Annotated in this window: 15 protein-coding genes and 1 tRNA gene; 12 read left to right on the top strand and 4 right to left on the bottom strand. The window is 60.8% G+C overall.

What is annotated here, in order from left to right; translation table 11 throughout:
- Nucleotides 1-165: cobalamin B12-binding domain-containing protein (locus tag VJ698_RS24570; protein ID WP_414691085.1), on the bottom strand; the 165-nt coding region annotated here is incomplete at its 3' end.
- Between the two features lie 365 nt (nucleotides 166-530).
- Here VJ698_RS24570 and VJ698_RS02165 point away from each other — a divergent pair.
- From VJ698_RS02165 to arfB, 3 genes are all read left to right on the top strand, one after another.
- Nucleotides 531-1,541, top strand: coding sequence for an AraC family transcriptional regulator (locus VJ698_RS02165; RefSeq protein WP_324101014.1), 1,011 nt, complete (start codon nucleotides 531-533; stop codon nucleotides 1,539-1,541).
- Between the two features lie 154 nt (nucleotides 1,542-1,695).
- Nucleotides 1,696-4,923 (top strand): DUF748 domain-containing protein, encoded by a 3,228-nt coding sequence (locus VJ698_RS02160; RefSeq protein ID WP_324101013.1) that lies wholly within the window; start codon nucleotides 1,696-1,698, stop codon nucleotides 4,921-4,923.
- 42 nt (nucleotides 4,924-4,965) lie between these two features.
- Nucleotides 4,966-5,373, top strand: a complete 408-nt coding sequence (gene arfB / locus VJ698_RS02155; RefSeq protein ID WP_324101012.1) for an alternative ribosome rescue aminoacyl-tRNA hydrolase ArfB — start codon at nucleotides 4,966-4,968, stop codon at nucleotides 5,371-5,373.
- A gap of 25 nt (nucleotides 5,374-5,398) precedes the next feature.
- On the opposite strand, the gene VJ698_RS02150 is transcribed toward arfB, so the two are convergent.
- Nucleotides 5,399-5,626, bottom strand: a complete 228-nt coding sequence (locus tag VJ698_RS02150) for a hypothetical protein (RefSeq protein ID WP_324101017.1) — start codon at nucleotides 5,624-5,626, stop codon at nucleotides 5,399-5,401.
- Between the two features lie 224 nt (nucleotides 5,627-5,850).
- Between VJ698_RS02150 and VJ698_RS02145 the strand changes: the two genes are divergently transcribed.
- Nucleotides 5,851-6,276 (top strand): CopG family transcriptional regulator, encoded by a 426-nt coding sequence (locus tag VJ698_RS02145; protein WP_324101011.1) that lies wholly within the window; start codon nucleotides 5,851-5,853, stop codon nucleotides 6,274-6,276.
- Nucleotides 6,277-6,295: 19 nt separating this feature from the next.
- On the top strand, nucleotides 6,296-7,501 hold the full coding sequence (locus VJ698_RS02140; RefSeq protein WP_324101010.1) for a PHB depolymerase family esterase: 1,206 nt from the start codon (nucleotides 6,296-6,298) through the stop codon (nucleotides 7,499-7,501).
- Nucleotides 7,502-7,550: 49 nt separating this feature from the next.
- Here VJ698_RS02140 and VJ698_RS02135 read toward each other — a convergent pair whose 3' ends face one another.
- Entirely contained in the window at nucleotides 7,551-8,828 is a 1,278-nt protein-coding gene (locus tag VJ698_RS02135) for a hypothetical protein (protein ID WP_324101009.1), read from the bottom strand.
- 92 nt (nucleotides 8,829-8,920) lie between these two features.
- Here VJ698_RS02135 and VJ698_RS02130 point away from each other — a divergent pair, with 92 nt between their 5' ends.
- The 7 genes from VJ698_RS02130 (at nucleotide 8,921) to VJ698_RS02100 (ending at nucleotide 13,713) form a co-directional block, all read left to right on the top strand.
- Nucleotides 8,921-9,253, top strand: coding sequence for a metalloregulator ArsR/SmtB family transcription factor (locus VJ698_RS02130; protein ID WP_324101008.1), 333 nt, complete (start codon nucleotides 8,921-8,923; stop codon nucleotides 9,251-9,253).
- A gap of 51 nt (nucleotides 9,254-9,304) precedes the next feature.
- Nucleotides 9,305-9,667, top strand: a complete 363-nt coding sequence (gene arsD / locus VJ698_RS02125) for an arsenite efflux transporter metallochaperone ArsD (RefSeq protein ID WP_324101007.1) — start codon at nucleotides 9,305-9,307, stop codon at nucleotides 9,665-9,667.
- 17 nt (nucleotides 9,668-9,684) lie between these two features.
- Nucleotides 9,685-11,463, top strand: coding sequence for an arsenical pump-driving ATPase (gene arsA / locus VJ698_RS02120; RefSeq protein ID WP_324101006.1), 1,779 nt, complete (start codon nucleotides 9,685-9,687; stop codon nucleotides 11,461-11,463).
- Between the two features lie 17 nt (nucleotides 11,464-11,480).
- Nucleotides 11,481-11,918 carry an arsenic resistance N-acetyltransferase ArsN2 gene (gene arsN2 / locus VJ698_RS02115; protein ID WP_324101005.1) on the top strand — a complete coding sequence of 146 codons (438 nt, stop codon included), beginning with the start codon at nucleotides 11,481-11,483 and terminating at the stop codon, nucleotides 11,916-11,918.
- A 14-nt stretch (nucleotides 11,919-11,932) separates the two neighbouring features.
- A complete protein-coding gene (locus tag VJ698_RS02110) occupies nucleotides 11,933-12,442 on the top strand; it encodes an arsenate reductase ArsC (RefSeq protein WP_324101004.1) in 510 nt (169 codons plus the stop codon).
- Nucleotides 12,443-12,476: 34 nt separating this feature from the next.
- Nucleotides 12,477-13,553 carry an ACR3 family arsenite efflux transporter gene (gene arsB, locus VJ698_RS02105; RefSeq protein ID WP_324101003.1) on the top strand — a complete coding sequence of 359 codons (1,077 nt, stop codon included), beginning with the start codon at nucleotides 12,477-12,479 and terminating at the stop codon, nucleotides 13,551-13,553.
- Between the two features lie 75 nt (nucleotides 13,554-13,628).
- Nucleotides 13,629-13,713: transfer RNA gene (locus VJ698_RS02100), tRNA-Leu, on the top strand.
- 70 nt (nucleotides 13,714-13,783) lie between these two features.
- Here the strand turns inward: VJ698_RS02100 and VJ698_RS02095 are convergent.
- On the bottom strand, nucleotides 13,784-14,488 hold the full coding sequence (locus VJ698_RS02095) for a DedA family protein (protein ID WP_324101001.1): 705 nt from the start codon (nucleotides 14,486-14,488) through the stop codon (nucleotides 13,784-13,786).
- Nucleotides 14,489-14,572: the final 84 nt, after the last annotated feature.

Genomic DNA, 14,572 nt, shown 5'->3' with positions numbered 1-14,572 from the left:
GTTGTGGCCGAGGTGGATCACTTCGGCGCCGTTGGCCATGAGAATGCGCCGCATGATGTTGATCGAGGCATCGTGGCCGTCGAACAGCGACGCCGCAGTGACGAAGCGCACCTTGTGGGCGGGTTTGTAGTCGGTGAGGTTCTTGACGATGGAAAGATCGGTCATGGGTGTCTGTGGGGAATAAAATGAGGCATGAACGGCCGCCGCGGCGACTGTCGGCGAGCGCCCGTGTGAGCGGTACGACAAAGTATAAAAAGCAGTGAATGGGATAACCATGCTCAAAAATGCCAACTTCGCTGCTAAGATTTGTCATTCAGAGCGACGACTTCCCCCTCCCCGGCGCCATGCCAGTGCTGCGAGGACTGCGACGGCCACGAGCCGGAACGCGGATGAGACATGCAGAATCGACAAGATTTTCACGGAAACCGGGACGCAGTCCATCCCGCTGCCTCCGGAAAACCTGCACGCCTGCAGGTTTTCCGGAGGCAGCATAGAATCTTGTCAATGAGAATCGCACTGCACCTGCCGTGATGGAAAAGGGGAACATTTCAATCTACTTCGTCCAGTCGGCGCTCGAACCGGTGATTGAGCGCGGACTGGATGCTGAATCAATCCTGATCGACGCCGGCATCTCGCCCACCCTGCTCCAGTCGCCCCAGGGGCGGGTCACGGCGCAGAACTTCAGTACCTTGTGGCTGGGCGTCGCCCGCCTGCTGGATGATGAATTGTTCGGTCAGGATTCGCACCGCATGAAGGTTGGCAGCTTCGCCATGCTGTGCCAGATCCTGATCCATTGCGATACGCTGAAAAGCGCGCTGCAGCGCATGACGCGGTTTTTCAACCTCATCCTGGATGACTTCCACTGCACTTTGGAAACCGACGCGCAACATGCCTGGCTGACGATCCGGGAAACACCGGGGCCGAAGGCGCCTCGCGTGTTCGGCTACGAAACCTTGCTGATGCTGCAGCACGGCGTCGCCTGCTGGCTCATCGGCCGGCGTATTCCCGTCCTGGCCGCGGCCTTCGCCTATCCCGAGCCTTCGCGCAGCGCCGAATATCACTTGATGTATTCGGAAAACCTGCGCTTTAACGAAAGTGCAACCTCGCTCAAGTTCGACCGTTCGTATCTTGAACTTCCCGTGATCCAGAACGAACGGACAGTGAAGGAGTTCGTGCGCGTCGCGCCGGCGAACATCGTCCTGAAATACAAGAACAGCTCTGGACTCGCCGCCCAGATCCGGCGGCGCCTGCGCACCGCCGCGCGCAGTGATTGGCCGGACTTCAATACCTTTGCGGCCAGCCTGAACATGACCGCATCGACCCTGCGGCGCCGGCTTGACGACGAAGGGCAATCGTTCCAGGACATCAAGGACCAGCTGCGGCGCGACATGGCAATTGATTCTCTGTGCCACACCGCGAAGAGCATGACCGAGATTGCCGAGGAACTCGGTTTTGCCGAAGCGAGTGCCTTTCAGCGTGCGTTCAAAAAATGGACCGGCTCATCGCCCGGCGAATACCGGCAACGCATGCACAAGCGTTAACAATCGTGGTTCGGCATGCACCGCAAGTCGGGGTGTGACGAACCACTACGCAGAATTTCCATTCCGGCATGCATCTTATGCCGGGCGTCAATACTGGCACGACAGCAGGCTGTTAAAATCCGGAAAAAGTCTTCTCCTGTTCCGGACGCCTGCCATGCCATCGCTCCCCTCTCCGCGTCTTCCGGCTTTACTCGGCAAACGCCCTTTCCGACGGACCATCCTCGTCGCCGGCTCCGCCCTGCTCCTGTACACGCTGCTTGGTTTCGTGGTGTTACCCGCGGTCGTGAAAGCGAAGCTGGAAAACCTCGCAAGCACCCAGCTGCACCGTAAACTCAGCATCGGCGCAGTCGAGGCCAATCCTTTTTCGCTGGTGATGAACATCCGCGACCTGAAACTGATGGAGCCGGAAGGCGATGTCGTGTTCGCGTCGTTCGACGCGCTGACGATCAATCTCTCCACCGAGTCCCTCGTTCGCCTGGCACCGGTCGTGCAACAGGCACAATTGACAAAGCCCTATGTTCACCTGGTGCGCCAGCAGGCAAACCGCTACAACATCGACGACATCCTCGCGCTGATCAGCAGCCAGCCGCCCTCCCAGGAGCCGGCGCGTTTCTCGGTCAACAACATCCAGCTGGAACAGGGGCGCGTCGATTTCGTCGACAAACCGGTCAAGGCTACGCATACCGTCAACGATATCAAGCTCGGCGTGCCGTTCGTGTCCTCGCTGCCCTCCGACGTGCAGATCTTCGTCGAGCCGCTGCTGAGCGCCAATGTCAATGGCACGCCGCTGCTCATCCAGGGCAAGGCGCGTCCCTTCGCCGAGCCCAGGGATGCCACGATAGAATTCGGCCTGCATGACCTCGACCTCACCCGCTACGTCGAATACCTGCCCTTCAAGCCTCGCTTCAAGGTGGCCGGCGCCAAATTCGATGTCCAGCTGAGCGCCAATTTCCGGCAGCCGAAAAACACCGCGCCGACAGTCCTGGTCAGCGGTCAGGCAAGTCTGAAGTCATTGCGTATCAACACCCTGGACGGCAAGCCGGTCATCAAGCTGCCTGAGCTGGCGCTGACCCTGCGCGACACAAACGTGTTCAGCAATCGCATCGACCTCGCACGCCTGACTGTGACCGGACTGGAAGCCGACGTCGAGCGTGATGGCGATGGCCAGCTCAGCATCGCGCGCCTGTTGCCTGATACGTCTGCACCAGTCAAACCGGGTGCCGCAGCCGCACGTGCCACGCCGAGCATCGCGCTGGGGGAATTTGACCTCCGCGGTGCGAAATTGCGCTTTGCCGATGCGCACGCGCTCCGGCCTTTGCAGGCTAGCACCGAGAAACTTGACCTGGCGCTGCGCAAGTTGAGCATCGACACCGGCAAGCGCACCGTTTCAGTGGGGGAAGTGGCATCGAACAGCGCGAGCTTCCAGCTGCGCCAGGACAAGCAGACCGAACAAGCGGCGCGCGCAGCCACCACGAGCGATCGCAACGGAAAGAGCGGCGACCAGCCTTACGCTGTGAATGTTGGTCGCGTCGATATCCGCAACTGGACGGCCCGCCTGGAGGATCGCAGCGAGCAGGCGCCCGCCGTGACCATGATCGCTCCGGTGAGCTTGTCGGTACAAGATTTTTCGACCGCATCGTCGACGCCCGCGCATGTCGAGCTGAAAGCCACGGTCGACAAGAAGGGCCTGCTGGCCGCGAACGGCAATGTCGTGCTCGCGCCGTTCCAGGCCGACCTCGCAGTCAGCGCGAAAGAAGTCGACCTGCTGCCGCTGCAGCCTTATATCGCCGACCGGCTCAACCTGCGGCTGACCCGCGCCGCCCTGACCAGCAACGGCAAGCTGAAACTCAAGCTGGCCGCAAACGGCGACCTGAACGGCGATTTCAAGGGCGACGTCACGCTGGGGAACCTGGCGACGGTCGACAAGGTCAGCGGCAATGATTTCCTGCGCTGGAAATCGCTCTTCGTCGGCGGCATCGACATGAACATCGCCCCGTTCACCCTGAAGGCGGACCAGGTCGCGCTGTCGGATTTCTTCGCGCGCATCATCATCGACCCGACCGGCCGCATCAACCTGCAGGACATCGTGCGCGACGTCGGCGCCAGGCACAAGAGCCTGACAGAAGTGAGCGCTCCGGCTGCACAAGCAGCCACTGCCGTGAAGAGCGAGGCACCGCCCGCACGGCAGACTCCGCCGATCACGATACGCAAGCTGACACTGCAAGGCGGCCGCGTGCGCTTCACCGACAACTTCATTAAGCCCCACTACAGCGCCACACTGGCCGAATTCGGCGGTGCAGTGACAGGGCTCTCGTCCGACCCGGAAACCACAGCCGGGCTCGACTTGCGCGGCGAAGTGAACAACGCACCGCTGTCCGTCGCCGGGCGCATCAACCCGCTCAAGGGCGACCTGTTCCTTGATCTGAAGGCCAACGTGCGCGGCATGGAGCTGGCGCCCTTGTCCGCCTATTCCGGCAAGTATGTCGGTTACGGCATTGAAAAAGGCAAGCTGTCGTTCGAGGTGGCTTACCGTGTCGACAAGCGCGTGCTCTCCGCCGAGAACCGCCTGATCCTCGACCAGCTCACCTTCGGCGACAAGGTCGAAAGCCCGACCGCAACCACGCTGCCCGTTCGCTTTGCCGTCGCCCTGCTGCGCGACAGCCGCGGCGTCATTGACGTCAACCTGCCGATCGGCGGCTCGCTGGATGATCCGCAGTTTTCGGTGGGCGGCCTGGTGGCGAAGGTGATCGTTAACGTCATCACCAAGGCTGTCACCAAGCCCTTTGCCCTGCTCGGCGCCCTCTTTGGCGGCGGCGAGGAATTGTCCTCGCTCGATCTCGCCCCCGGCAGCGCCGCCATTCCGCCGGCCGCGCAGGACAAGCTGAACAAGCTGTCCAAGGCGCTGGCAGACCGGCCGGCACTGCAGCTCGAAATCACTGCCCACGTCGATCCGGAAGCGGACCGCGCGGGCCTGAAGCGTGCCTATGTCGAGCGCAAGGTACGAGCTGTCAAGATCAGGGACTTGCAGGCAAAGGGGCAGTCCCCCGCGCCGGGCAGCGTGGTGATCAGCGCGAGCGAGTATCCCGAGCTGCTGACCCGGGCGTATCGCGACGAGAAATTCCCCAAGCCGCGCAACCTGGTGGGCCTGCCCAAGACGCTGCCGGTGGAGGAAATGGAAAAGCTGATGATCGCCAACGTCGAGATCAATGATGACGACCTGGTTTCGCTCGGCAACCGGCGCGCGATGGCTGTGAAGACCTGGCTCGAAGACCAAGGCCAGGTCAACGCCGATCGCATGTTCGTCCTGGCGCCGAAGGTCAGCGCGCCGGACAAGAAGGCGAGCAATGAAAGCGGCAGCAGGGTGGATTTTTCATTGCGCTAACGGAGAGAAGCTCGCTGCATTTCTGAGGCCGGGGCGCCACTGATGACCACTCACGTTCCCATTGTCCGGGAAGATGAAATCGAGTTCACGGCGATTCGCGCGCAAGGCGCGGGCGGCCAGAACGTCAACAAGGTGTCGAGCGCGGTACACCTGCGCTTTGATATCCGTGCGTCTTCCCTGCCCGAGCAGGTGAAGGAACGGCTGCTGGGATTGAAGGATCAGCGGGTGACGAAGGATGGCGAGATCGTCATCAAGGCCCAAGCTCACCGCAGCCAGGAAAAGAACAAGGCAGAAGCCATGCAACGCTTGCAGGAACTGGTTGCCAGCGTTTCTGTCTTGCCCCGCGTGCGGCGACCGACAAAACCGACGCGCAGCTCGCAGCGCAAGCGCCTCGACACAAAAACCCTGCGCGGCCAGGTCAAGGCGAACCGCGGGAAGATACCAACGTAAGCAGCGCTTTTTTCCGGCGCCGGCCCTAGATCTGCGCCGTCGTCCTGATCACAGTCACCCGGCTGATCAGGAATTCTCCATCTACCACGGTCCGGTGCGGCACGCCAATGACATTGAAGCCCGGGCCGCCCTCCTCCAGCCAGTTCAGCGCAAGAGGATCAAAGTCTTGCGGTTTCATGCGGAGCATTTGCGCGCTGATCACAAACTGCGCTCCAGCCTTTTGCTTTCTGACCAGATCATTAATTGAAGCCATCTTGAATACACACGCCGGTTGAAATGACCGGCAATCATAAAGCAGATTTCCTCGCGCAGACAGATCCACTGATTCGGGCTGAAGTTGCCCATCACCCAATGTCGGAGTATTGCCGAAATGGCACAAGCCATTGTCTGCATCGGCTGAGATATTTCGCTTCACCATCCATTTGGATGGGAACTGGATGGCGGATAGCAGGTCACATACGCGAAAGGAGATGTGAAATGGGACGAGAACTTGCCGCGCAGGACAGCCGGACGCGCATGAGCGACACGGAAAAAATCACCATTAACCTCGGTCCGATCGATTTGGGCCAGATCGACCTGCTGGTTCAGGAAGGTTTTTACTCCAATCGAACGGACTTGATCCGCACTGCCATTCGCAATCAGTTGCAGGCGCATGCCGACATGATCAGGCAGACGGTCGCGCGCAAGAGCCTCGTTCTCGGCTTGCAGCATTACACGCGCACTGACCTGGAAGCGGTGCGGGACGCGGGACAGAAACTGCAGATCCAGGTGTTGGGGCTGGCCAGCATTGGCGCCGACGTCACGCCCGAACTCGCACTGGCCGCCATCGACTCGATCACCGTGCTGGGTGCGCTGCACGCCAGCACCGCCGTCAAGGCCGCCTTGGCCGGGCGGATACATTAACTTGCCATGAAAGAATGCCATGAAACTCCATGAAGAATTTCTCGCGCAAATGCGCGAAGCCGCCCGGATTCTGCAAAAGGATGGTCCGGTCGCTGCAACGACTGCAATCCAGCGCGCGCTGCACGGATCCACCGCACAAGACAGCACGGCGGACTGGACACGCTTCCTGCCACAGGCACCTGAACTGCATGACATCAACTCGCCAACAGCAACTGGCGTCGAAACAAGCGCCGGAAAACACGACGGCCTGCGTTCGCGCATCAACAAGTGGACCGCCGCGATGACGCAGCAAGCCGTCGAGGACGTGGAAATCAAGGAAGCAGAAGACCTGGCCGGCAAGGGCCGATTCATCACTGGCAACAGCACCAACCACGCCGGCACGCGTACCTGGAAGCTCTATATCCCGAGCGCTTACACCGGCCAGTCGCTGCCCCTGGTTGTTATGCTGCATGGATGCACGCAGAATCCGGACGACTTTGCCGCGGGCACCGGCATGAATATGGTGGCGGAAGACAAACATTGCTTCGTCCTCTATCCAGGGCAGGCGAAGGAAGCCAATGCTTCGCACTGCTGGAACTGGTTCAATCCGGTCGACCAGCGGCGCGATAGCGGCGAGGCTTCCATCATCGCCGACATGACCCGCCAGGTCATTCGCGAGTATGCGATCGATACGCGTCGGGTCTATGTCGCCGGCTTGTCCGCCGGCGGCGCGATGGCTGCAGTGATGGGTGCGAGTTACCCGGATCTGTATGCTGCGATCGGTGTCCATTCCGGCCTGCCGCATGGCGTTGCACACAATCTGCCCTCGGCTTTTGCGGCAATGAAAAACCGCAAGGCCAAAGGACCGGCCATGAAAGCAGGGGCCAAGGAGGCAGTGCCATTCAAGCAGTCCGTGCCGGTCATCGTTTTCCATGGCGATCGCGATACGACCGTGAACCCATCGAATGCCGATCAGGTATTGAGTCAATGCGTCTCAAGCACTACCGTTGCCAGCAAGATCGAAGGCGGAGACGGAGGCAGGATCGAGGCCGGCGGCCGGCCCTATACGAGGACACTCCACACGGACGCGGAAGGCAACGTGGTCGCTGAGAAGTGGATCGTGCGTGGTGCGGGCCACGCATGGTCGGGCGGAAGCCGCAAGGGATCGTACACGGACCCCGAGGGCCCTGACGCAGCGCGTGAGATGCTTCGCTTCTTCTATACGCATGAACGAAAGGCCCGATGATCCATCAGCGACATGCAAGGTACGCGCGGCGCGGACGTGTGACGTACCACTAGCTCCAGCGATAAATAGGCGCGAACCCGCCTCCCGGCGTCCGGAAGTTGGTCGTCTGCCCTTGATAAAGGCGGGCCGCCACGCTTTGCACCGCTCCGTCATACACGTAGTTGCGCACGTCGAACTTGAGCGTGGCGCCATCGTCTTCAGTGCCGATCGTGCGCTCTCCCGGTGTCACCACGGCTTGCGCAACATAATCGCCTGCAAGGATCTCTTGCCAGACGCGCTTCGTCAGTTTGTCGCCGCGATAGGCGGCGCGTCCGCCGAACCCGGCCACCGGTTTGAAAAACAGGGACCGTCGTTGCGCCCAGAGCCGCTCGGCACTGGAAGCGCTCACGACCTCGGTGCGCGGGATCGTCTCCAGCAGGATTGCTTGTGTCGCACGAGGCACGCCGAGGGCATCCAGTTGGCTCGCATCGGACAACAAGGCCAGGTTGCGCTTGTCTGCATAGAGAGCATGCACCTGCGGATGCGGCGTCAGGACGACAGTATCGTCCAGCCAAGCTTGCCGCAGGGCCGCACTCGAAGGCTGCTCCAGCATGAAATCCGTGAGGCGGTTGTACACCAGGTCAATGGACGTCTCGCCATGCCATAGCACGCCGTCGCGCAAGACCAGATCGGCCGGGTCGGCGATGAGCGCCTGCACCCCCGCGCGCTCGAAGAGCTGCTCGAACAGGAGGAATTCCGGATAAAGATACTGGTCCTCCGGCGCGGTATCGACAATGGCAATGCTCCGCAGGGGCCGGCCACGCGCCGATGCTGCCCACTCGGCGCGAAACATGGCAAGAATGCGCTCCTCCGGCACTGCTTCGGCACCCAGTGACGAGAAAATCGCCTCCACTTCCGCACAACAAGCGCGATGCGCACGCGCCATCACAGCGTTCAGCATCGCGCCGCCAGCGTTGGTGTTGATTTCAATGAGCCCGACCCGGTCAGCGTCGACATGAAAGTCGTAGCCGAAGAAGACGCCTTTGGCGCCGCCCGCATCATGACGCGCGATCGCCGGCGCTCTCGCCAGCACAATCTCACGATACGCGGGCAATGCGACCACCGATTCAATGGCGGCAATGGCATTCGACATGCGCTGCTGCTGCAGACGCGACAGGAAGACCGGATAGGACGCAAACAGATGCGGACAGCGCTGCTCGATCATGCGCGCCAGACCGGGATGCCCCAACTCCGACTCCAGTGCCCGGCGCAGCGCTTCGCTGTCCAGGCTGATGCAAAAACACTTGGCATTCAGTAATCCGACGTCAAAATCCGCTGGTGCGCTCATGATTGATGCCCTTGAAAAGATAAGGCCATTTTACCCAATTTATTCTATAATTCCATTATTATCGAAATATGGAATTAACGAAGGAGATTCCCGTGGAAACCAGGGAAGTCATCAGAGCGCTCAGTGCCCTTGCACAAGAGTCTCGCCTCGGCATCTTTCGCCTGCTCGTACATGCCGGCCCGTCGGGCATGGCTGCAAGCAGGATTGCGGAACAGCTGGGCGTTCCGCCGTCGTCGCTGTCGTTCCACCTCAAGGAGCTGGCCTATGCCGGCCTCGTGGCATCAAGGCAGGAAGGACGTTTCGTCATCTACGCGGCAAATTTTGACGTGATGAATGGCCTGATTGGCTATTTGACGGAGAACTGCTGTGGCGGGAATCCATGCTCGCCAGTCCGTAGCTGCGATACGAAGACGGCAAAGGCCTGACCAAATACTCACCAACCATCTCGCCCATGTTGGCGTTTCAGGAGAAAAACCATGGCAACTATTCAAGTCTATGACCCGGCTCTCTGCTGCAGCAGCGGCGTGTGCGGAGTGGATGTCGACCAGCAGCTGGTCACTTTTGCCGCTGATGTCAAATGGCTCGAACAGCAAGGCGGAAAGCTGGAACGTTTCAACCTGGCGCAGCAACCGCTGGCGTTTGCTGAAAATGCGGTGGTGAAAGGGTTCCTGGAACGTTCAGGCCAGGAAGGCTTGCCCTTGATCCTGGTGGACGGCGAAGTTGCGCTGGCTGGCCGCTACCCGCGCCGCGCTGAACTAGCTCGCTGGGCCGGCATCAGCGCATTGCCCGTTACTACGCAGCCGGCCAGTTGCTGCAAACCGGGTTCAGGCTGCTGCTAGGCACAGGAGAAATTTCCATGCACTTTCTGAATCAGGCTCCTCCGTTCCTGTTTTTTACCGGCAAGGGTGGCGTCGGGAAAACCTCGCTGGCCTGCGCAACGGCAGTACGCTTTGCAGACCAGGGCAAGCGTGTTCTTTTGGTCAGCACCGACCCGGCATCCAACGTGGGGCAAGTGTTCTGCATGAACATCGGCGACAAGATCAAGCCCGTGGAAGAAGTGCCGCGCCTGCATGCATTGGAGATTGACCCGCAAGCCGCCGCGCAACGTTACCGGGATCGCATCGTCGGCCCGGTGCGCGGCGTGTTGCCCGAGGCCGTCGTCAGCGGGATCGAGGAACAGCTTTCCGGCGCATGCACGACCGAAATTGCCGCCTTCGACGAGTTCACGGGCCTGCTCACCGACCGCACGCTGCTCGAACGCTACGACCATGTCATTTTCGATACCGCCCCGACTGGCCATACCATCCGCCTGCTGCAACTGCCCGGTGCATGGAGCAGCTTCCTCGAAGAAGGAAAAGGGGATGCCTCCTGCCTGGGGCCGCTCGCCGGCCTGCAAAAGCAGCGTGAGCAATACAAGGCCGCAGTCGATGCTCTGGCCGATGCGCACCATACGCGCCTGATCCTCGTGGCGCGCGCGCAGGCGTCGACGCTGAGGGAAGTTGCGCGCACTCATGAAGAGCTTGCTGCTATTGGGCTGACGCAGCAATATCTCGTCATCAATGGCGTGCTGCCTGAACCCGAGGCAGGGACGGATCCTCTGTCGATGGCAATCCGCAAACGCGAACAAGCCGCGCTGTCGGCCATACCCCAGTCCATTCAGTCGCTGCCCACTGATCAGATCTCGCTCAAGCCATTCAATCTTGTCGGCCTTCCGGCCCTGCGCCAGATGTTCGGCAATGACTCCTTCCAGCAAGGCAGCACTCTGGAGCCGCGGCCTCTTCCCCCCGCGCCGGACCTGCGCTCCCTTGTAGATGCCATGGCCGCGGATGGACACGGCCTGATCATGGTCATGGGCAAAGGCGGCGTCGGCAAGACCACGCTGGCTGCGGCGATCGCGGTAGAGCTTGCACGCCGCGGCCATCCGGTTCACCTGACGACGTCCGACCCGGCTGCCCACCTCGCCGATACCTTGAGCGAATCACTGGAGCACCTGACCCTCAGCCGCATCGACCCGCATGCGGAGACGGAGCGTTATCGGCAACACGTGCTGGCCACAAAGGGCAAGGACCTGGATGAGCATGGGCGTGCATTGCTTGAAGAAGACTTGCGCTCCCCCTGTACCGAAGAGATCGCCGTGTTCCAGGCGTTCTCGCGCATCATCCGCGAGGCAGGCAAGAAATTTGTCGTGATGGACACGGCACCGACCGGCCACACCTTGCTGCTGCTCGACGCGACCGGCGCCTATCACCGGGAAATCACCCGTCAGCTGGGCAGCACGGGAATGCATTTCACCACGCCGATGATGCAGCTGCAGGACGAGAAGCAAACGAAGGTCCTGATTGCCACGCTGGCTGAAACCACGCCTGTGCTGGAAGCGGCCAACCTGCAGGATGACTTGAGGCGCGCGGGCATCGAACCGTGGGCATGGATCATCAACAACAGCCTGGCCTTCGCGCATCCGGCATCAGCGCTGCTGCGGCAGCGCGCAGCGACCGAATTGCCGCAGATCGAGGTGGTTGCTACCAGATACGCACGGCGCTGGGCGGTGGTGCCGCTGCAGGCGCAGGAGCCGGTCGGCGTTGAGCGGCTCGGCCTGCTTGTCGCGCACGCCGATCGTCCAACCGACATGCATTGATCAAGAAAGGTTTCCCCATGTTCTCCATTCGAACATCCCGACCGGACGACCTGCCAGCCCTGAAGACCTTGCTTGCAACATGCGGGCTGCCATCGGAGGACCTCACCGCGCAGCACCTCGAACACTTCATCGTCTTCGCGCAGTCCTCGCGGATCGTCGCATCCGTCGGCATCGAAAAACTCGGCACGGACGCGCTGTTGCGCTCTCTCGCGGTCGATCCGATGATGCGCGGCGAAGGTTTCGGGAACCGCCTGTTGCAGGAAATCGAGGCGCATGCGCTGCGTCACGGTGTGCGCCGCCTGTACCTGCTGACAACATCCGCCGACAGCTTCTTCGAACACCATGGATACCAGCGTGTGGAACGTTCGGCGGTGCCCGAATCGATCCGGAACACGACGCAGTATGCGAGCCTCTGTCCGGCCAGCGCAATCTGCATGTGCAAATCTCTCTCCTAAATAGCGAGTCAGAAATGACAGACAAGACTTGCAACGTCCTGTTTCTTTGCACCGGCAATTCCGCGCGCAGCATCATGGCGGAGGCGCTGGTGACGACCATGGGCAAGGGCCGTTTCCGCGGTTTTTCCGCCGGCAGCAAGCCCGGCGGCAAGGTCAATCCGTTTGCCATCGAACAGGTCAGGAAAACGGGGTATCCGGTTGATCATCTACGCAGCAAGAGCTGGGATGAGTTCGCCGCGCCCGATGCACCGCAGATGGACTTCATCATCACGGTCTGCGACAACGCCGCCGGGGAAGCCTGTCCGGTCTGGCCCGGTCATCCCGCTACCGCGCACTGGGGTTTTGAAGACCCGGCCGCGGTCGAGGGGACGGAGGAACAAAAGCGAGCGGCCTTCGAAAAAATCTTCGGGCAGATCGCGGTGCGAATGCGTGCATTCGTCAGTCTGCCGCTGCATCAACTCGACAAGCACGCCATCCGGCAGGAACTCAGGAAGATCGGCGACACGCCGATCGTCGCGGACTGAGGGGCCTTGCAACGACCAGAATACTGACCTCGCAATGACAAGCTCTCACACTACTGAAGTGGCTGGCGGCATCAAGCCGGCCATCGGCTTTTTCGAACGCTATCTGACCGTCTGGGTCGCGCTGTGCATCATTGCCGGCATTGTCCTGGGGCGCCTCTTTCCCGCCCTGTTTCAAGCGATCGCGCAGCTGGAAGTGGCCCGGGTGAACATTCCGGTGGGAGTGCTGATCTGGATAATGATCATCCCGATGCTGATCAAGATCGACTTCGGCGCGCTGTCCCAGGTCCGGAGCCACTGGCGCGGCATTGGTGTCACGCTTCTGGTGAACTGGCTGGTGAAGCCGTTTTCAATGGCGTTTCTTGGCTGGCTGTTCATCCGGCACCTGTTTTCCGCATGGTTGCCGGCCGACCAGATCGACAGCTATATCGCTGGACTGATCCTGCTGGCAGCCGCCCCGTGCACGGCGATGGTATTCGTGTGGAGCCAGCTCTGCAAGGGCGACCCGTATTTCACGCTGTCACAAGTAGCCCTGAACGATTCGATCATGATCGTCGCATTCGCCCCGCTGGTCGCCTTGCTGCTGGGGCTGTCTGCCATCAGCGTTCCCTGGGATACCCTGATCACCTCGGTCGGCCTGTATATCGTCATTCCGGTGATTCTGGCTCAATTGATCCGCAGGTCGCTGCTGGCAAAAGGTGCAGCCAATCTTGAGCGTGCGGTATCGACATTCGGCCCTTATTCGATCTCGGCGCTATTGCTGACCCTGGTGCTGCTCTTCGCCTTCCAGGGAGACGCGATTGTCGAGCAGCCAGTCGTGATTGCCTTGCTGGCAGTGCCGATCCTGATCCAGGTGTTTTTCAATGCGGGGCTGGCATATCTGCTGAACCGCAAGCTCGGCGTGGCGCATTGCGTGGCAGGCCCGTCCAGCCTGATCGGGGCATCGAATTTCTTCGAGCTGGCAGTGGCCACCGCGATCAGCCTGTTCGGATTCCAGTCCGGGGCGGCGCTGGCCACCGTCGTTGGCGTGCTCATTGAAGTGCCGGTGATGCTGCTGGTCGTCGGCATTGTCAACCGGTCGCAGCACTGGTACGAGCACCAAGCCGCGGCATAGGCGCCAGTGTCAGCAGAATTCCGTCCTGCCTCTGGCACATTTCTCCAATGTTCCGCTATAATTGCGGCCTTTCATGCCCAGATGGCGGAATTGGTAGACGCGCAACGTTGAGGTCGTTGTGTCTTAGGACGTGGAGGTTCGAGTCCTCTTCTGGGCACCAGTTCTTGATACGTCCGCTTCGGCGGACGTTTTCATTTGCAGCTGCGCAAGCGCGTCCAGAGGGACGGGCTTTAATCGCGCGACGAAGCTGCCGTGCGGCGGCGGGCAATCCACAAGAGCAGCGAGCCCGCCAGGATGGCGGCAAACAGCGTCAGCTGGCCTGGCGTCGCCCCGCTCTCCAATAGCCTCTGCAGGAGGCCGCCAGCACCATATCCGGCTGCGCAAATACCCGCCGACCATACCATTGCGCCAATAAAATCCAGCAGCAGAAAACGCATGGCCGACATCCTGCTCATCCCGAACGCCAGCAAGCCGGCAATCCGCATGCCGTAAAGAAAACGCAAGGACAGCACAAGCATCACGTGGTGCTTGCGCATGAGATGTTCCAGCCGCATCTTCCTGCGCCGCAACGAGGGGAAGCGTCGCAGCACCCGAGGGCCATATCGCCGGCCGGCGAAGAAATAGGGCAAGTCGCCGATAAAACTCGCCATGGCCGCGATCCCCATCACAACAGGAAGGACGAGATTGCCATGATAGGCAGCGAGACTGCCTGCCAGCAAAACGGCTTCGCCTTCCAGGAAACTTCCCAAGGCTACTGCAAGGTAGCCGTAGGTTTGTATCAGGTGAGCAATATCCATGCGTGCGATCTGTGGGATGGTTGGCGGAAACAGCATCCGGCCTGAACAACTTGAGAATAGAGCCTTGGAGGCTGACAAAAGTTGCAGTTTCTTTTTTTCCCGCAACCAACCTGCAATGCCGGACGGCTTGCAAGCCACGGGCGGCCGGTCGTTACGCCGGCTGCTATGTCCGCATCACTGGGCCGGGCGAAATCTTCCGGCCGTACGCTGGCGAGTGATGCG

The sequence above is a fragment of the Noviherbaspirillum sp. genome, assembly GCF_035254685.1.
Lineage (GTDB): Bacteria > Pseudomonadota > Gammaproteobacteria > Burkholderiales > Burkholderiaceae_D > Noviherbaspirillum.
Note: the sequence above shows the minus strand (reverse complement) of the source record. Positions and strands in the feature narration are given on the sequence as shown.